Annotated in this window: 17 protein-coding genes; 6 read left to right on the top strand and 11 right to left on the bottom strand. The window is 64.5% G+C overall.

The genetic code is table 11. The features are described from left to right. The first annotated feature begins 5 nt into the window (after window positions 1-5). The 3 genes from ASILVAE211_RS03205 to ASILVAE211_RS03195 are packed head-to-tail and all read left to right on the top strand — an operon-like array spanning window position 6 to window position 3614. Window positions 6-1061, top strand: a complete 1056-nt coding sequence (locus ASILVAE211_RS03205; RefSeq protein WP_227319827.1) for a DMT family transporter — start codon at window positions 6-8, stop codon at window positions 1059-1061. Between the two features lie 25 nt (window positions 1062-1086). Then, complete coding sequence (kefF, locus tag ASILVAE211_RS03200; RefSeq protein WP_227319826.1) at window positions 1087-1743, top strand: glutathione-regulated potassium-efflux system oxidoreductase KefF; 657 nt, start codon at window positions 1087-1089, stop codon at window positions 1741-1743. Continuing rightward, window positions 1740-3614, top strand: coding sequence for a monovalent cation:proton antiporter-2 (CPA2) family protein (locus tag ASILVAE211_RS03195; protein ID WP_227319825.1), 1875 nt, complete (start codon window positions 1740-1742; stop codon window positions 3612-3614). The genes kefF and ASILVAE211_RS03195 overlap by 4 nt, the downstream gene beginning before the upstream one ends. 160 nt (window positions 3615-3774) lie before the next feature. Here ASILVAE211_RS03195 and ASILVAE211_RS03190 read toward each other — a convergent pair whose 3' ends face one another. The 4 genes from ASILVAE211_RS03190 to ASILVAE211_RS03175 form a co-directional block, all read right to left on the bottom strand. Beyond that, window positions 3775-4530 (bottom strand): molybdopterin-dependent oxidoreductase, encoded by a 756-nt coding sequence (locus ASILVAE211_RS03190; RefSeq protein WP_227319824.1) that lies wholly within the window; start codon window positions 4528-4530, stop codon window positions 3775-3777. Next, on the bottom strand, window positions 4520-5176 hold the full coding sequence (locus tag ASILVAE211_RS03185) for a cytochrome b/b6 domain-containing protein (protein ID WP_227319823.1): 657 nt from the start codon (window positions 5174-5176) through the stop codon (window positions 4520-4522). The genes ASILVAE211_RS03190 and ASILVAE211_RS03185 overlap by 11 nt, the downstream gene beginning before the upstream one ends. Window positions 5177-5231: 55 nt before the next feature. Then, window positions 5232-5837, bottom strand: a complete 606-nt coding sequence (locus ASILVAE211_RS03180; RefSeq protein WP_227319822.1) for a hypothetical protein — start codon at window positions 5835-5837, stop codon at window positions 5232-5234. A gap of 201 nt (window positions 5838-6038) precedes the next feature. Next, entirely contained in the window at window positions 6039-7409 is a 1371-nt protein-coding gene (locus ASILVAE211_RS03175) for an MFS transporter (protein WP_227319821.1), read from the bottom strand. 136 nt (window positions 7410-7545) lie between these two features. On the opposite strand from ASILVAE211_RS03175, the gene ASILVAE211_RS03170 reads away from it, so the two are divergent. Both ASILVAE211_RS03170 and ASILVAE211_RS03165 read left to right on the top strand, forming a co-directional pair. Then, window positions 7546-8475 carry a LysR family transcriptional regulator gene (locus ASILVAE211_RS03170; RefSeq protein WP_227319820.1) on the top strand — a complete coding sequence of 310 codons (930 nt, stop codon included), beginning with the start codon at window positions 7546-7548 and terminating at the stop codon, window positions 8473-8475. A gap of 47 nt (window positions 8476-8522) precedes the next feature. Then, window positions 8523-10718: an amylo-alpha-1,6-glucosidase gene (locus ASILVAE211_RS03165; protein WP_264478642.1), complete on the top strand. Its 2196-nt coding sequence runs from the start codon at window positions 8523-8525 to the stop codon at window positions 10716-10718. Between the two features lie 142 nt (window positions 10719-10860). Here ASILVAE211_RS03165 and ASILVAE211_RS03160 read toward each other — a convergent pair whose 3' ends face one another. Genes ASILVAE211_RS03160 through ASILVAE211_RS03150 form a run of 3 tightly spaced genes read right to left on the bottom strand, consistent with a single transcriptional unit; the run spans window position 10861 to window position 13038 of the window. Further along, the gene (locus tag ASILVAE211_RS03160; protein ID WP_227319818.1) at window positions 10861-11391 is read right to left on the bottom strand and encodes a chromate transporter; all 531 of its coding nucleotides are present in this window, start codon (window positions 11389-11391) and stop codon (window positions 10861-10863) included. Continuing rightward, window positions 11388-12053, bottom strand: coding sequence for a chromate transporter (locus ASILVAE211_RS03155; RefSeq protein ID WP_227319817.1), 666 nt, complete (start codon window positions 12051-12053; stop codon window positions 11388-11390). The genes ASILVAE211_RS03160 and ASILVAE211_RS03155 overlap by 4 nt, the downstream gene beginning before the upstream one ends. Continuing rightward, entirely contained in the window at window positions 12028-13038 is a 1011-nt protein-coding gene (locus ASILVAE211_RS03150; protein WP_227319816.1) for a phospholipase D-like domain-containing protein, read from the bottom strand. The genes ASILVAE211_RS03155 and ASILVAE211_RS03150 overlap by 26 nt, the downstream gene beginning before the upstream one ends. Window positions 13039-13203: 165 nt before the next feature. Here ASILVAE211_RS03150 and ASILVAE211_RS03145 point away from each other — a divergent pair, with 165 nt between their 5' ends. Next, complete coding sequence (locus tag ASILVAE211_RS03145; protein WP_227319815.1) at window positions 13204-13383, top strand: hypothetical protein; 180 nt, start codon at window positions 13204-13206, stop codon at window positions 13381-13383. Here ASILVAE211_RS03145 and hutI read toward each other — a convergent pair whose 3' ends face one another. The 4 genes from hutI to ASILVAE211_RS03125 form a co-directional block, all read right to left on the bottom strand. Beyond that, on the bottom strand, window positions 13384-14610 hold the full coding sequence (gene hutI, locus ASILVAE211_RS03140; protein ID WP_456304480.1) for an imidazolonepropionase: 1227 nt from the start codon (window positions 14608-14610) through the stop codon (window positions 13384-13386). Window positions 14611-14643: 33 nt separating this feature from the next. Next, the gene (locus ASILVAE211_RS03135) at window positions 14644-14913 is read right to left on the bottom strand and encodes an HU family DNA-binding protein (protein ID WP_227319814.1); all 270 of its coding nucleotides are present in this window, start codon (window positions 14911-14913) and stop codon (window positions 14644-14646) included. A gap of 240 nt (window positions 14914-15153) precedes the next feature. Continuing rightward, window positions 15154-15996 (bottom strand): ABC transporter ATP-binding protein, encoded by an 843-nt coding sequence (locus ASILVAE211_RS03130; protein WP_227319813.1) that lies wholly within the window; start codon window positions 15994-15996, stop codon window positions 15154-15156. Then, entirely contained in the window at window positions 15989-17023 is a 1035-nt protein-coding gene (locus tag ASILVAE211_RS03125) for a taurine ABC transporter substrate-binding protein (protein WP_227319812.1), read from the bottom strand. The genes ASILVAE211_RS03130 and ASILVAE211_RS03125 overlap by 8 nt, the downstream gene beginning before the upstream one ends. Window positions 17024-17052 lie beyond the last annotated feature (29 nt).

The raw sequence follows: 17052 nt of genomic DNA, 5'->3' as shown, positions 1-17052 counted from the left end.
CGCATATGGGCGCCCTGTCTGCCGCCACACCGGCGCTTCTGGCAGCGCTTCTGTTCGGCGCCAGCACGCCCTTCGCCAAGGCGCTGCTGGGAACGACCGACCCCTGGGCGCTGGCCGGGCTGCTGTATCTGGGCTCGGGCCTCGGCCTGGCCGTGGTGCTGGCCGTGCAGCGCCGGGGCGGCACGGTGGCTGCCAGCGAAGCGCCGATCCGGCGGGCTGACCTGCCTTGGCTTGCCGCCGTCGTGCTGATCGGCGGCGCTTTGGGGCCTGCGCTGCTGATGCTGGGCCTGACGCGCGTGCCGGCAGCCAGCGCCTCCCTCCTGCTCAATGCCGAGGGCATCGCCACCATGGTGATCGCCTGGGTCGTGTTTCATGAGAATGCCGACCGCCGCATCCTCATCGGCGCGGGCGCCATCGTCCTCGGTGCCGCCATCCTGTCCTGGCATCCCGACGCGGGCACCGGTTTCGGCTGGGGCGCCGGTTTCATCCTGGCCGCCTGCCTGGCCTGGGGCGCGGATAATAACCTCAGCCGCCGGTTGAGCGCCGCCGACCCGGTGCAGGTCGCCATGATCAAGGGCCTGGCCGCCGGGCTGGTGAACCTGCTGCTGGCGCTATGGCATGGCGCGGTGCTGCCGCCGCCGCATCTCATTCTGGCCGCCGGCCTGCTCGGCTTTCTGGGCTATGGCGCGAGCCTGGTTCTGTTCATGCGCGGCCTGCGCGCGCTCGGCGCGGCCCGCACCGGCGCCTATTTCTCGCTGGCCCCCTTCATCGGCGCGGTGATCGCCATCCTGATCTTCCACGACCACCTCACCTTGCAGCTTTGCGCCGCCGGGCTTTTGATGGCATTCGGTCTCTACCTGCACCTCGCTGAGCGTCATGCGCATGACCATGCGCACGAGGCGATGGAGCATGAGCACGCACATGTGCATGATGCGCATCATCAGCACGAGCACGACCCCAAGGATCCGCCGGGCGAGCCGCATAGCCATGGCCATCGGCACCGGCCTTTAACCCATAGCCACGCCCATTACCCGGATCTTCACCACCGTCATCGGCACTGACGGCAAAGACTGAAAGGCGGCCCGCGTGGCGCTTGGCTTCATCAAGACCCTGACCGGCAAGCGTGCCACCAAGACGCCGGCGCCCCGCCGCCTGGAGATTGTCGAGAATACCGGCTCGGCGATGGCGCAGTCCTATGCCGGGCGGGCGGCGCTGGTGCTGCTGTCACACCCGGCGATGCACCGGTCCCGCGTCAATGCCGCGCTGCTGGGCGCCGTCCGCGCACGGCCGGACGTGACGGTGCATGACCTCTACAAACATTATCCGGATTTCGTCATCGACGCGGATGCCGAGCAGAAGAAGCTGCTCGCCCATCGGCTGATTGTGCTGCAATTCCCCTTCTACTGGTATTCGACGCCCGCGCTTTTGAAGGAATGGATGGATACCGTGCTGCTGCACGGCTTCGCTTTCGGCCGTGGCGGCGACCAGCTACATGGCAAGACCGTGATGGTCGCGGCCAGCACCGGGGGTGACCCGGCCGCCTATCATGCCGAAGGCTATAACCGCTTCACCATTGCCGAGCTGCTGCGCCCGCTGGAAGCGACCGCGCATCTCTGCGGCCTGACCTGGGCCGAACCCTTCATCGTGCATGACGCCATCCATATCGATGCCGACGAACGCGAAAAGGCGGCCGCCGCCTATGATGCGCGGCTTTCTGCTTTGATCGAGGCCGACCGCGCATGAATACCGATACCGTTCTGATCCAGGCGCTGGTCTATCTGGCGGCCAGCGTCATCGCCGTGCCCATCGCCAAGCGCGCGGGCCTGGGCTCCGTCCTCGGCTATCTCATTGCCGGCGCCGTCATCGGCCCCTTCGCGCTGCATCTGGTCGGCGATCAGGCCGATGTCATGGGCTTCGCGGAATTCGGTGTCGTCATCCTGCTGTTCCTGATCGGGCTGGAAGTGCGGCCGGCGCTGCTGTGGACGATGCGCGCCGCCATCTTCGGCCTCGGCTTCGCGCAGCTGATCGGCATCGGCGCCTGCCTTGCCGTCGCCGCCATGATTCTGGGCCTGCCTTGGCAGCAGGCGATTGCCTGCGGCGCCGTGCTCGCCATGTCCTCCACCGCCATCGTCTTACAGACGCTGGATGAAAAGGGCCTGCGCCGGGGCGCGGTCGGCACCGCCGCCTTCGGCGTGCTGCTGTTCCAGGATCTGGCGGTGATTCCCCTGCTTGTGCTGCTGCCGCTGCTGGGCAATGCCCATGGCGCGGTTGCGGAAACCCGCGGTCTGCACGGCTGGGTGCATGGTGTCGCCGTGCTGGGGGCCGTCATCCTCATCATCGCGACCGGCCGGTATCTGGTCGGGCCGATCTTCCGCTTCATCGCCAAGACCCGGTTGCGCGAAACCTTTACGGCGACCGCTTTGCTGCTGGTCTTCGCGGTCACGGCCTTGATGCAGCTGGTCGGCGTTTCCCCCGCCCTCGGCGCCTTCCTGGCCGGCGTCATGCTGGCCGAGAACGAATTCCGCCGGGAGCTTGAAGCCGATATCGAGCCCTTCCGTGGCATCCTGCTGGGCCTGTTCTTCATCACGGTCGGCGCCAGCCTGGATTTCGGCCTCGTCGCCCGCCACCCTTTCCTGGTACTGGGGCTGACGGTCGGGCTGATGGCGATCAAGGCCGAGGCCATGACCCGTCTGGCGCAGTTGTTCCATATGCCGCGCGCCGACGCCCGCATGGTCGGCGTCTCGCTGTGTCAGGGCGGCGAATTCGCCTTCGTGCTGACGGGTTTCGTCGTCACCGCCCATGTCCTGCCGCATCATATCGGCGCGCTGCTCAATGCCGTGGTCGCCATGTCCATGGTCTTCACGCCGCTGGCCTTCATCGCGCATGAGCGGCTGATGACGCGGCCCGACAAGACCGACGGGCCGGTGCCGGAAGCGCCGAGTTTCGACGCCGATCCGGACGTCATCATCGCCGGTTACGGACGTTTCGGGCAGATCGCCGGACGCCTGATCCGGGGCAATGGCTTCAAGACTTCGGTGCTGGATATCAGCACGACGCAGATCGAACTGCTGCGCCGCTTCGGCCAGCGCGTGCAATATGGCGATGCCTCCCGCATCGACCTGTTGCAAGCGGCCGGCGCCGAAAAGGCGAAGCTGCTGATCGTCGCCATCGACGACCGCGAAAAGGCGCTGGAACTGGTGGCCGGTGCACGCCACGCCTTCCCCGATCTGCATATCATCGCCCGCGCCTGGGACCGCCGCGCCGCCTATGAACTGCTGGACCAGGGTGCCGACGAAGTGGAGCGCGAGACCTTCGAAGGGTCGCTGGCCCTCGGCCGTTCGGCGCTGGTTAAGCTTGGCGTGCATCCGCATCAGGCGCATCGCGCAGCCGCCATCTTCCGCCGCCAGGACAAGCGCTTCTTCCACAAGCTGCGGCCGCTTTACGGCGATGAGGAAGGCTTCGTTCTCGCGTCCCGCCAGAGCGCTATGACACTAGAGAAACTGCTGATGGCCGAGCGTCAGGGGTCACGCTTCGATGACGTGGACGTTGCCTGGGACAATACCGGCCGGGCCGAGGAATTGGAGAAGGTCCGCCAGAAGCAGGCCGGGGATTGAGTGCGTCAAAATCCTATTGAAACACCGTCATCCCCGTGCTTGTCACGGGGATCTTCTTCCTGAGCGCCAAAGTAAGAAGATCCGGGCTCAAGGCCGGGATGACGGGTTGAATCTGCCACGTTCTGACAAACTATAGCGACAGACCGGCGGACCGACTGGTTCAGCTGCCGCTGAACCAGTTATAACCCTGGTCTTCCCAATAGCCGCCGGGATTGTCGTTGGTGACGAAGATCGACGCGACATATTTGGGGTTCTTGAAGCCGAGCTTGGTCGGAATGCGCAGCCGCATGGGAAAGCCGAATTCCGTCGGCAGCGGCTTGCCCAGGAAATCGAGCGCCAGAATGGTCTGCGGATGCAGCGCGCTCGGCATGTCGATGCTGGAATAATAGCGGTCGCTGCATTTGAAGCCGACATATTTGGCGCGCGTATCGGCACCGATCTTTTTCAGAAACAGATGCAGCGGCACGCCGCTCCATTCGCCGATCTGGCTCCAACCCTCCACACAGATATGCCGGGTGATCTGGCTTTCCTGCGGCATGGCGCGCAGCCGCGCCAGCGTCCAGGGTGACTTGTCCGCGACGAGGCCTGAGACTTCCAGCTTCCAGTCCGAGGCATCGATCTCGGGCGCATCGTCCTCGTCATAGAAGGCGTTGAAGCGGAAAGGATTGGTGATGCGGCTGGCGGGGAAGGTCGCGGCCAGACGCGTCTGGCTGAAGAGGAAAGCCTGCACGCGGTCGTTAAAACGGGACATGGCGAACAGCGCGCGGTCGACATCGTCGCCGTCCGCCAGATTGCAGCCCGTCAGCATGGTCAGAGCGCCCAGCGACAGGCCCGATTTCAGCAGCAGGCGCCGCTCAACGCGCTTGAGTTCGGGGGCCGCGTCTTTCGGGCGGATCAGCCCCGGTTCACGCTTCATGATGCACTCCCGTTTCGTCATCCAGGCGCACGCGGCCGGTGATCATGCTCGGCAAGGTGCGCGGCACGATGATGACCAGCGCCAGATGGATGACAACGAAACCGACGATGCCGGTCATGGCGATGAAATGCAGCCAGCGCAGCGACGGGTAGCTGCCGAGGATGGCGGCCAGCCATTCGAACTGCACCGGCTTCCACATGGCGAGGCCGGAGAGGAAAGCCAGAATGCCCAGCAACAACACGCCGAGATAGAGCAGCTTCTGCACCGCATTATAGACGCCCGGCGTATGCGACAGATTGAAATGCAGGGCGGACCGGAAATCCGACCAGACGCCGCGCGCACTCAGCGGAAAGAACGACTTCTTGAAATGGCGCGAGGCCAGTCCGTAGCCGAGATAAAGGATGCCATTGGCGATCAGCAGCCACATCATCGCCAGATGCCAGGCGATGGCCCCGCCCAGCCAGCCGCCCAGCGTGATGGTGGGCGGAAAGACGAAGGGCAGCAGCGGCGAGGCATCGTAGATCTGCCAGCCGCTCATCACCATGCAGACGATCGCGAAGGCATTCACCCAATGCGTAATGCGCACGACGAGCGGGTGAACGATGACCGATCGACCCTTCCGGGTCTTCGCCGCAGCCTTGGACATTGTCAGTCTCCGTCAACGGGGGCCATACCGGCCCCCGTCTCACAAGGCCGGTTGCTTATTGCGGCGGCGTGATGCCGTTGCGGCCGAACAGCACGGCGGCAGCGGTCTTGGCGTCGCCCTTAGCAGGAACGACGATGACCTTGGTACCGCTGGTGACGTCGCTCATCGCGCCCGGGGCGATGGTGACGATGGGCACATCGGCCGGCACGACGATCATCTTCTCGCCGCCCTTGTATTTCACGGCCATCGTATTGCCGTTGGACATCATCAGGCTGCCCACCGTGCCGTTGGTCATGGAGCTGTTCTTGCCCAGATCCCAATCGTAATGGCCTTCGCCGACGCCGACCATGCTGGGCGGGAAGACCGTCACTTCGATGGCCTTCAGCTTGCCGCCGCCACCGGCCATCGGCACCGCAGCACTGCCGATATAGCTGCCGGATTTGATATCCGACATGCCGCCCGTGGTTTCGCCCAGGAAATGCGTATCGGCATTCAGCGCAAAGCTCTCCGCCGTGCCGCTGCGCGTGGTGACGCTGATCTCGGTTGCCGTGATGGCCGTGACCGTGCCACGGACGCGCTTGGGGGCTGCGGCATGGGCCAGGGCAATGCCGCCCATGAGCGCAAGGCCCATGGCCGCGGTCGCGATAATTTTGTGTCGCATCATCTGTCCTGTCTGACTGTGAGCCGTGACCGGCGGCAGTTCGGAGCCTCATCCACGCGGGACGCAAGACAAAGTTCCGTCACATCTTCCGCCCAGTGAAACGCCGCCCGGTGTGGTGACACCGGAACGCCTGTGGTTATTCCCGTGGCCGACACATTTTTTGCGCCGGCCCGGGTTAATTCGCAGGCACCACGTCATCGGTTACCTGCGGGCCGCACGGCTGCGGCGCACGCTGACAATCCCGGCCAGCACGGCGAGACCAGCGCCGACCGCGAGACCCAGCCGTGGCGCGACACCCGTACCGGCCGAGGCCAGCAGCAGGCTGATGATGACGGCGCCCATGGTCTGGCCGGTCAGCCGGGCGGTGCCCTGCATGCCGCCCGCCGCCCCGCTGCGCGCCCGTGGCGCCGACAACAGCATGTTGCGGTTATTCGGCGTCTGGAAAAACCCGAAGCCAAGGCCGCACAGCATGGTGCAGGCGATCAGTGGCAGCGGATCGCCACGCAGCGGCCAGACGGCGGCCAGAAACAGGCCCAGCGCCAGGCAGCCGGCCCCCGCTGCGCACAACCAGGCGGACGACACGCGATCGGCCAGACGGCCGGACAGCGGCCCCGCCACCGCCGTCATCAGCGGCCAGGGCGTCATATACAATCCCGTCATCAGCGCGCTCTGCCCCAGACCGTGCTGCAAATAGAAGGGCAGCCCGACGATGCCCGCCATCTGGCCCGCGAAGCAGCAGACCGAGGCGACGACCGACATTCGGAAGGCGCGGTTACGCAGCAGATCCAGCGGGATCAGCGGTGCTGCCTGCGGCATTTCTCGCCGGACCAGCGTCATGAGGCTGACGGCCGCGATGGCCAGCAGCGCGCCGCCGAGCACAGGCCGCGTTGCCAGCTGATCGGCGCCGACGACCAGAGGCGCGAAAGTGCCGGCATTCAGCAGCACGCTGATGCGGTCGATCTTGCGCCCCGTGCCTTTGATCTGCGGCAGGAAGCGGGATGCCAGCAGCACCACCGCGCCCACGGGCAGGTTGACGGCAAAGAGCCAGGGCCAGGAAGAAACCGACAGGATCGCGGCCCCCACCATGGGGCCGGCCGCCGCCGATAGCGCGATGAGCAGCGCGTTCCAGCCCAGGACGGCGCCCAGGCGATGCTGCGGCGTGGAGAAGCGCAGCAGCGCCACGCCCAGCGCCATGATGCCCGATCCGCCGATGCCCTGGACGAAGCGGGCCAGAACCAGGACCGGCAGTGACGGCGACAGCGCGCAGAACAGCGAGGCCGCCGTGAAGAGCGCCACACCGCCGATGAAAACGCGGCGATAGCCCCGGCTTTCACCCAGGGCTGCAGCCGGCAGCAGCGTCATGACCAGCGCCATCTGATAGCCGGTGACGACCCAGATGGAGGCCGCCGGCGCCACATGCAGGCGCGTGGACAGGGTCGGCAGCGCGATGGTGGCAATGGCGCCGTCCAGCACGACGAGCACGACAGCGGCCATGACCGCCGCCAGCACGTAATGCCGCTGGGGCGCCGGCATTCCGTCCTCGGCCATCTCCGCTTGTGAGGGATTGGGCATGAAACTCTCCACTTTCATTCTTACGGAGAGGATAGAGATGGCCGGGTAAGGCGGAAGGCGCAGGGGATGCAGTGAATAGCTGCGTCAGACGCCATGACACCTGCATCGACATGGAGACCTGTGATAGAACTGCGCCATGGCCGACGCCGACCTCAACCTGCTGACCGCGCTGGATGCGCTGCTGACGGAAGGCAGCGTTGCCGGCGCCGCGCGCCGCCTGGGGCTGAGCGGCTCGGCCATGAGCCGGACGCTGGCCCGTCTGCGCGCCGCGACCGGCGACCCTCTGCTGGTGCGGGCCGGTCGTGGTCTGGTGCCGACGCCCCATGCCGCTGCCCTGGCCGCCCGCGCGGGCGATCTGGCGCGCGAGGCCCATTCCGTGCTGAGCCCGGCGAGCGGTGTTCTGGACCTGACTGCGTTGGAACGCACCTTCACGCTGCGCGCGAATGAAGGCTTCGTGGACGCTTTCGGCGGCGCGCTGCTGGCTGCCATCCTGCGTCAGGCACCGGGCGTCTGCCTGCGCTTCGCGCCCAAGCCCGATAAGGATTTTCATCCCCTGCGCGAAGGAGCGATCGATCTGGAAATCGGGGTGCTGGGCGAATCGGGGCCTGAAATCCGGCTTCAAGCTCTGTTCGAGGATCGCTTCGTCGGTATCGTCCGGCGCGGCCATGCGCTGACATCGTCCCCGATGACCCCGGAACGCTACGCTGGCTGTGACCATGTGGTGACTTCGCGGCGCGGGCGCCTGCGCGGACCGGTGGACGATGCGCTGACCGCGCTCGGCCTCACGCGGCGGGTCGTCGCCATGGTGCCGGGCTTTCCGGCCGCGCTGGCTATGGTCGCGACCTCCGATCTGGTCGGGCTGGTGACGCAGTCCTTCGTTTCGGCGCAAAAAGACGCTCTTGTCGCAGTTTTCGATTTGCCGGTGGCGACCGCAAGCATCACGATCTCCCAGATGTGGCATCCCCGGATGGACGCCGACCCCGCGCATCGCTGGCTGCGGGGCGTACTGCTGTCGGTCTGCCGACCCGGCCTATCGCAGCCTGCCCTCAAACGTGATAGCCATTAATCCATTGAAAACTCTGTTCTTTAGCTAAGCCGGCCCTGAAGGAGTTGATGACCGTGAGCGCTGCCGTCCATCCAAAAGCCGATCAGGTCGAGCCGCCCTATGCTGTCGGGGCGACGCTGTCGCTCCAGGAGCGGCAATACCGGACGCTGAAGAACGGCGACATGTTCGGCATCTTCGATCTTTCGGGCAATAGCCTGCCCTATGACGGCGGCACCGAGGGACTTTACAACCGCGACACCCGCCATCTGTCGGTCTTCGACCTGACCATCGGCGGCGGCCGTCCGGTTTTATTGAGCTCCACGCTGCGGGAAGACAATACCGCGCTGATCTGCGACCTCGCCAACCCGGACCTGACCCGCGACGGAAAGGTCGTGCTGGATCACAGCATGGTGCATGTCCGCCGCGTACGTTTCATGATCAACGCAACGCTGTTCGAACGCATCCAGATCCGCAGCTTCGCGCATGAGCCGCAGCTGATCCGGCTGGAATTCGCCTTCGATTCGGATTTCGCCGATCTGTTCGAGGTGCGCGGCACGCCCCGCGCGCGGCGCGGGACCAAGCAGGCGCCGGACGTGGATGAGACAAGCGTGACCCTTGGCTATGTCGGGCTGGACGAGAAGCGCCGCAGCACCCGGCTGCGCTTTTCCCCGACACCGACCGCGCTGGACGGCGGCCGCGCGACATTCGACATGGAAATACAGCCCGGACAGCAGGCGCTGATCTATGTCGAAATCGACTGCAACGACACGCCCGCCGCCGGCACGCGTGACCTGCGCACGCATTATCTGATGAGCCTAGTCGAATCACGCCGCTGGATGCGCACGCGCTCTGCCCGCGCGGCGGCCATGGAAAGCTCGAACGAGCTGTTCAACGAAGCCATCCGCCGGGCGATTGCCGATCTTTATATGCTGATCACCGAAAAGCCGACCGGGCTTTACCCCTATGCCGGCATTCCCTGGTTCACCGCCGCCTTCGGCCGCGACGCGCTGATCACCGCCTATCAGGCGCTGTGGCTGGACCCGTCCATCGCGCGCGGCGTGCTCGCCTTCCTGGCCGAGGTTCAGGCGACCGAGACCAGTGCGGCGGCGGATTCCGAGCCCGGCAAGATCGTGCATGAAATGCGCAACGGCGAGATGGCGGAACTGGGCGAAGTGCCTTTCCACCGCTATTACGGAAGCGTTGATAGCACACCGCTATTCGTCATGCTGGCCGGCGCCTATTACGAACGCACGCATGACGCGCATAGCCTGCAAAAGCTGTGGCCGCATCTGCAAGCGGCGATGACCTGGGTCGCCCAATACGGCGACCGCGACGGCGACGGTTTCGTGGAATATTACCGCGCCACCGGATCAGGACTGCAAAACCAGGGCTGGAAAGACAGCTATGACAGCGTCTTCCATGCCAATGGCGACTTGGCGGAAGGGCCGATCGCCCTGTGTGAAGTGCAGGGCTATGTCTTTGCGGCCCACCGCGCCATGGCGGTGATCGGCCAGGCGCTGGGCCATACGGCGGTCGCGGCCTTGCATGACGAGAAGGCGGAGGCGCTGCGCATCGCCTTCGAAGACAAATTCTGGTGCGAGGAAATCGGCACCTATGCCATCGCCCTTGATGGCGACAAGAAGCCCTGCCGCATCCGCACCTCCAACCCAGGCCATCTGATGATGACCGGCATGATCGCGCCCGACCGTGCGGCGCGGATGGCCGAGGGCTTCATGGGCCATGATTTCTTTTCGGGCTGGGGCATCAGAACGGTCGCCAGCGGCGAGGCCCGCTATAACCCGATGGGCTATCACAATGGCTCGGTCTGGCCGCATGACAATGCCCTGATCGCCATGGGTCTGGCCCGCTACGGCCATACCGATGCTGTCGCAAAGATCTTCGAAGGCCAGTTCGATGCGGCGCTGAATATCGACATGCGCCGGCTGCCGGAACTGTTCTGCGGCTTCGCCCGCCGCCGCAACCAGGGGCCGACCTTCTATCCGGTCGCCTGCTCGCCCCAGGCCTGGGCGGCAGCGGCCCTGCCCGCCTTGCTACAGGCCTCACTCGGCCTGTCGATCGACCCCGCTGCTCGCGCCGTCATCTTCAACACGCCGAAACTGCCGAGCTTTCTGGATGAGATGATTTTGCACAATATCCGCATCGGCGATGCCCGCGTCACGGTGCGCATTCAGCGCATGGGCGATGAAGTGGCGATCAACGTGCGGGAACGCCAAGGCCAGATTCACGTGGTGGTGCGTAGTTAAAGCAACTCTGCAACTCTGACTTTTTACTTAATCGCTCTTAACCGTCATGCCCGCGAAAGCGGGCATTTCCTTGTCCTTGCTTGAAGCAAAGAAGATTCCCGCTTTCGCGGGAATCACGTCACTTTAAACAGACCCTAAAGTCTCACGCGCCAAGAAGATAACCCGCGAAACCGCAGCAGACGGCGACGATGAGCGGGTTGATCTTGGTGGCACATAAAACAATCGTTGCGACGACCGTCATGGCCACTTGCAGCCAATGGCTCTCGGCCTGGCGCGCGACGACAACACCGCCGGCCAGGATCAGCCCCACGGTGATCGGCGCCAGACCGTCCTGAAGCGCATGGCGAAAAGGCTTGTCGCCATGGCCACGGTCCCAGACCTTGGCCAACCCGTAAACGATCAGCCCGGTCGGTACCACCATGGCGGCGGTCGCGATCAGCGCGCCCCAGATGCCGCCGGCGCGATAGCCGAGCAGGCTGACGATCAGCGTGCTCGGCCCCGGCGCGGCCTGCGCGATGGCAAAGGAATCGGTGAATTGCTGCGCCGTCAGCCAGTGATAGACGCTGACCGTCTGCTGCTCGAATTGCGGAATGACGGCATTGCCGCCGCCGAAGGCAAGCAGCGAGGTGATGCCGAAGACCGAGCAAAGCTGAAGGGCGAGCATGAGGGTCATGATGCGGCTCCGGCAGATTTGACCGCGGCCTTGCGATGCGCTCGCCGCCAGGCCCAGCCGATACCCAAGGGCGCCGTCACGGCCAGAGTCCACCACAAAGGCCAGCGCAGAATGCCGTTCAGCGCGAAGGTCAGGGCAAACAGGATGATGGGCACGATGGAGGTCAGCGTCGTGCGACCTGTCTTCCAGACCATCTGCAAGGTCATGGCGACGGCGGCGGCGGCGAAACCGTCCAGCACATGCTGCACGACATGGGAATGCTGGAAGGCGGCATAGAGTGCGGCGATGCCCACCAGCAGCAGCGTCGGCATGGCGATCAGCCCCGCCAAGGCCGCCCCTGCCCCGCGCAAGCCGTTCAGCTTGGTACCGACGAAGACCGCGAGATTGACCTGATTGGCACCTGGCAGGATGCGGCAAATCGTCATCGCGCTCAGAAACTCGGCGTCATTCATCCATTTGCGGCGCGCGACCACCATTTCCCGCGACCAGGCGGACAAGCCGCCGCCGAAACTCGAGAGCGAAATCTCGTTAAAGGTGCGGGCAATATCCCAGGCCGTGGCGCGGATGGGCGGCGCTTCCGCTTCCGGCGCCGCCGCCACATTATCCGTCGTTACAGGCCCCGGAGAGTCCGCCACGTCATTCGTGGACGAGTTCGGAGTCATGCGGATGGTCATCTTCCTCGATCAGCTCGACGGTCAGCGGATCCGGCGGATCGTAGCGCTTGGCCTCGTGCCAGTCATCGGAGAAGGTCTGGGACAGACGCTCCACGGCGTTCAGATCGTTGATGAAACACCCTAACTCGCGGCGCAGGTCGAAAGCGCTGCGGTCGATATTCATCGAGCCGACAATGGCATGCTTGTCATCGGCCAGAAGCAGCTTGGCATGCAGGCGCAGGCCCTTCTGCTTGCGGATCTTGACGCCGTGCAGCTTCATCAGCCGCAGGGACGCGAAAGTGTCCAGCACGTCCCAGGTGCTGATGCCGTGCTTGCCGCCGCACAGCACGCGCACGCGCACGCCGCGCTCATTGGCCTGAATAATCCGGTCCAGCACCACGGCATCGACGAATTTCGGATGCTGCACATCCAGCGTGTGTTCGGCCATATCGATGAAATGGCACATCAGCGCGCGCGAGCCGCGATTGCTCCAGATCAGCGCGCTGCGGTCCTGCTGCACGAATTGCTTGCGGGACCAGTCAGCCTCGAAACAGGATTCCATTTCGGCGATGACCTCGGCATCCGTGGTCACGATGCCGTAGTCGCGCGTGGTGGTGAAATACTTGACGCCGAAATTGAAGGTGGCGATCAGCGCCACCCGGCTGTCGACGACCATGGATTTTTCATGCGTCACGGCGAAGGCCGGGCTGCTCCAGGCGACCGTGATGCCGCCTTTTTGCAGGCGCGCCTTCATATCGTCATTGGCGCGGCTGCCCGACGAGCGGGCGGGGTTGAGCATGATGCGAACCAATACGCCGCGCTGCTGCGCCGCAATAAGCGCCTCGGCGATATCATCGGCCGTGAAGGTGAACATCTTCAGGCAGATCGTCGTATGGGCGCCGTTGATCAGATCGAGCACCGGCTGAGTGGTGTCCTCGGGCTCGACAATCGCGCGTGCGGAGCCGATCCAGGCAATTTCGTGTTCGCTGTCCATGCCCGCTCTACCGCCGCTCCCGATACCAATCAGACTGTCTTACCAGAATGTCATCCGTCAGCGGAACATCCGTGAGAGGAAAACCGCTTGGCCGCAAGACCATGCTCGCCTTTCTTCTCACGCCACGCCACCCCATGTGAGGATTCCTGGCTAAAGGAGCCCATCATGCCGCCGGACGACCTGCCCATTCCCAGCACAGCCGATGACATCAGCGGCGTAAAGCCCGAGACGCTCAATAAACAGCACCCCGCGCGGAAAATAGGTCCGGAAAGCGAGGTGCGCGGCGGCCCCGAGGTCAGTGATGACCCGCCGCTGGATGAGAGCCGCCGCGATAAGAGGCGCTGATCAGCCCGGCTCGCCGGCAAAAACGCGGCTGTGAAGCGGGTTGGACCCGAGATTGTGAAAAATCTCGGCGGGATGGCCGACCGACCAGATGGCGAGGTCGCAAGCCTTGCCGGTTTCCAGCGATCCGATATCGTCGAATTTGCCGAGCGCACGGGCGGCTTCGCGCGTCGTGCCCAGCAGCGCCTCATGCACCGTCAGGCCGAACAGGGTCGCGGCCATATGCATGGTCAGCAGCAGCGAGGTCAGCGGCGAGGTGCCGGGGTTGCAATCGGTCGAGACCGCGATCGGCACGCCATGGCGGCGAAAGGCCGCGACATCCGGCGCCTTCTTTTCCCGCAATACATAATAGGCGCCGGGCAGCAGCACGGCGACGGTGCCGGCCGCCGCCATGGCGGCAGCCCCGGCATCATCGGTATATTCAAGGTGATCGGCCGATAGCGCGCCGAACCGGGCCGCGAGCGCCGCGCCGCCGCCATTGGTCAATTGATCGGCATGCAGCTTCACGGGCAGGCCCAGCGCCTGGGCGGCGGTGAACAGGCGCGCGACCTGATCGGGGGAAAAGGCAATGCTTTCGCAGAAGGCATCGACGGCGTCCGCCAGCCCCGCCTCGGCCACCGCCGGCAGCATGGTCGTGCAGACGAGATCCATATAGGCGTCGCGGTCGCCTTCCGCTTCCGGCGGCAAGGCATGGGCGCCGAGGAAACTGGTGAGCGCGCGCAGGCGGCGCTTTTCGGCGATGGTGCGGCCGGCCCGCAGCAGCTTCATCTCCTGCGCCAGATCAAGCCCGTAGCCGGATTTCGATTCGAGGGTGGTGACGCCTTCCGCGATCAGCCGATCGACCCGGCCCAGCGCCTGGGTGACAAGGGCGTCTTCCGAGGTTGCGCGGACCGACCGGACGGAGGAGACGATGCCGCCCCCAGCGCGGGCAATCGCCTCATAGGCCGCGCCATCCAGGCGCATTTCCCATTCGGCGGCGCGGTTATCGGCATAGACGATATGAGTGTGGCAATCGACGAGGCCGGGCGTCACCCAGCGGCCATCAAGGGCAATGGTTTCGACAGCATCGGCCCCGGCCGGCAGATCGGCCGCCGCGCCGACAAAGGCGATCCGGCCGTCACGGCTGGCAATGACGCCGTCTTCTATGACACCGAGACCGGGACGATCCATCGCCATGCTGGCCAGCCGGCCACCAGTCCAAATCCGATCGAAGGCCGGTCTCGTCGTCACAAGCGCTAATCCATAGCCATACAGAAGACTGGATTAGACGACCTTTTTGAGGGAAGGGGAAGCCTTGAAGCGCACGGTCTTGCCGGCCTTCACCTTGATCGCTTCGCCCGTGCGGGGGTTCAGACCCTTGCGCGCCTTGGTCTTGCGAACGATGAAGGTGCCGAAGCTCGGCAAAGTGAAGCGTCCGTTCTTCTTCAATTCACGGATGATGGCCTGCATCACATCGGTCGCCGCGCGATTGGCGGCAACGCCCGTGGTATCGGCTGATTCTTGAATGACCTGGGCAAGAAACGCTTTCGACATCAAAACCTCTATGGGTGTCAAAAAATCGGCTTAAGACTCTTTTAGGAAAGACAAAGCGAATCGGAAGCCAGCACGACCGGGCGCTAGGCTTCTTCCGCATCCTTATCGACACGTCAATGGTTTTTTGATGGGCGAGATCAACCAAGAGGACAGATCGTGCGTTTTCAAACGCAACCATGACCGGATCGTGTCGTTTCGACCCATGCTCGATCATGGCACGGCAGGGTGCCGGCGGGGCTGTCAGCCGCCGCCCTCTCCCCAAATCAAGGACAAAACACGTTCCCGAAGTGACACAAAATCACTTCCAGCCTTGATACGGCGAATATCGCGCTCCCCTGCCAGGCGGGCGAAGGGCGCGGGTATTCGTTGCAGGATGCACCCAGGTCGTTGCGACATGACAACAACTTCGGTGCCGAGATAGACCGCCTCATCGACACTATGGGTGATGAACAGTACCGTCATGCCGCGTCGCTTCCAGACAGCGTGCAACTCTTCCTGCATCTTCTCCCGCGTCAGTGCATCCAAAGCACCAAACGGTTCATCCATCAGCAGGATATCGGGCTCGTTGGCGAGCGCGCGCGCAATAGCCAGCCTTTGCTGCATCCCCCCCGAAAGCTGATAGGGATAGCGGTTGCGGAATTCCCATAGGCCGACGGAATTGAGCCAGTATTCCACGCGGGCGCGGCGCTCGGCGCGCGGCAGGCCGCGCATGGCGGGACCGAAACCGGCATTGCCGGCGACCGTCTTCCAGGGAAACAGCGCCGCATGCTGGAAGACAACCCCGCGATCCGGACCAGGCCCCGTCACTGGCACGTCGCCAACACTGACGGCGCCGCCTGTAGGCTTCAGGAACCCAGCGAGCGTCTGCATCAGCGTTGTCTTGCCGCAGCCGGACGGGCCGACGATGCAGACGAAATCCCCCCGCGCGAAGCCGAGATCGGTCGGCGTCAGGGCCAGAGTCGCCTGGGGCGTTCCTGCCCCATAGGTGACGGAGACCTGATCGAAGCGGACGAAATCGGAAGCCGCCCCCGCGAGGGGGGCGGCTTCACCAGAGACAGCAGGTATCACGAGGTGATCAGGCAACGGCCTTTTCCAGGTAGCTGGTGTCGATGCCCTTCTGATAGGCCGGCAGTTTCAGCGCGCGGCGGATGCTCTTCTGGCCGACGAGGAATTCCGCCGTGTGATGCAGCTGCTCGGCGAAGGCACCGGGATGGCCGGGCGTGCCCAGCCAGGCGGCGGTGAGCTGTTCCTTCTGCGGCACGAAGTCATATTCCTTCATATTGGCCGCCGCGACGGCGGCGGTGACGCCCGTCGCCTGGCCGACGATGGCGGCTGCATCATCGGGATTGGTCTGCCAATAGGTCAGCGCCTTGCCATAGGCCTTCAGAATGCCGACGACCGCATCGGAATGGGCGGTGGCGAAAGCATTGCGCGCGACGATCAGATCCGCGATCACATAGCCCTTCTCGTCCAGCTCCTTATAGGTCTCATAGACCTCGCCGCCATCGGCCAGGATTTCGGCCTTGGCCGGGCTCCAGACATAGGCGCCGTCGATATCGCCGCGCTTCCAGGCGGCCACGATCTGATCGGGCGGCAGGTCCAGCACCGTCACGTCGCTGAGCGAGAGGTTATTGGTCTTCAGAAAGCCGATGAGGCGGAAATGCGAGGTGGAGCCGAAGGGTGTGGCGATCTTCTTGCCCTTGAAATCCGCCGGGGTCTTGATATGGGCGGACGCACGCACCGTCAGTTCCTCGGCCGGGCCGATATTGTCGAGCAGGCCGATGACCTTATACGGAATGCCCTGGCTGATGCCCGAAGCGGAAGGCGAGGAGCCGATGCCGATGCCGATATCGATGCTGCCGCCGACGACGCCGGCGTTGATCTGGGCGCCGCTGCCGACTTCGATCCAGTTGATCTTTGCGCCGGATTCCTGCTCGAACCAGCCCTTCGCCTTGGCGATGGCGGTCGGCTTCGTCTCCACGAAATAAGCGATGTTGATGGTCGGCGCGTCCGCCGCGCGGGCGCGGAGGATGGGCAGGCTGGCGGCAAGGCCGAGGCCGGCGGCACCCGCGAGGAGCTTGCGGCGGCCAAGGCCGGAAATGTCACTCATGCGTCTCTCCTGATGATTGGTCATAGGTT

Origin of the sequence: Acidisoma silvae, from assembly GCF_020618775.1 — a bacterium.
GTDB lineage: Bacteria > Pseudomonadota > Alphaproteobacteria > Acetobacterales > Acetobacteraceae > Acidisoma > Acidisoma silvae.
The sequence above is the reverse complement of the archived record's forward strand: the minus strand, read 5'-3'. Positions and strand labels throughout refer to the sequence as shown.

Bases quoted from the DNA above. Each gene is read 5' to 3' on its own strand.
- ASILVAE211_RS03205 (WP_227319827.1), top strand. From the start codon at position 6: ATGGGCGCCCTGTCTGCCGCCACACCGGCGCTTCTGGCAGCGCTTCTG.
- ASILVAE211_RS03195 (WP_227319825.1), top strand. From the start codon at position 1,740: ATGAATACCGATACCGTTCTGATCCAGGCGCTGGTCTATCTGGCGGCC.
- ASILVAE211_RS03190 (WP_227319824.1), bottom strand. From the start codon at position 4,530: ATGAAGCGTGAACCGGGGCTGATCCGCCCGAAAGACGCGGCCCCCGAA.
- ASILVAE211_RS03185 (WP_227319823.1), bottom strand. From the start codon at position 5,176: ATGTCCAAGGCTGCGGCGAAGACCCGGAAGGGTCGATCGGTCATCGTT.
- ASILVAE211_RS03180 (WP_227319822.1), bottom strand. From the start codon at position 5,837: ATGCGACACAAAATTATCGCGACCGCGGCCATGGGCCTTGCGCTCATG.
- ASILVAE211_RS03175 (WP_227319821.1), bottom strand. From the start codon at position 7,409: ATGCCCAATCCCTCACAAGCGGAGATGGCCGAGGACGGAATGCCGGCG.
- ASILVAE211_RS03170 (WP_227319820.1), top strand. From the start codon at position 7,546: ATGGCCGACGCCGACCTCAACCTGCTGACCGCGCTGGATGCGCTGCTG.
- ASILVAE211_RS03165 (WP_264478642.1), top strand. From the start codon at position 8,523: ATGACCGTGAGCGCTGCCGTCCATCCAAAAGCCGATCAGGTCGAGCCG.
- ASILVAE211_RS03160 (WP_227319818.1), bottom strand. From the start codon at position 11,391: ATGACCCTCATGCTCGCCCTTCAGCTTTGCTCGGTCTTCGGCATCACC.
- ASILVAE211_RS03155 (WP_227319817.1), bottom strand. From the start codon at position 12,053: ATGACTCCGAACTCGTCCACGAATGACGTGGCGGACTCTCCGGGGCCT.
- ASILVAE211_RS03150 (WP_227319816.1), bottom strand. From the start codon at position 13,038: ATGGACAGCGAACACGAAATTGCCTGGATCGGCTCCGCACGCGCGATT.
- ASILVAE211_RS03145 (WP_227319815.1), top strand. From the start codon at position 13,204: ATGCCGCCGGACGACCTGCCCATTCCCAGCACAGCCGATGACATCAGC.
- ASILVAE211_RS03135 (WP_227319814.1), bottom strand. From the start codon at position 14,913: ATGTCGAAAGCGTTTCTTGCCCAGGTCATTCAAGAATCAGCCGATACC.
- ASILVAE211_RS03125 (WP_227319812.1), bottom strand. From the start codon at position 17,023: ATGAGTGACATTTCCGGCCTTGGCCGCCGCAAGCTCCTCGCGGGTGCC.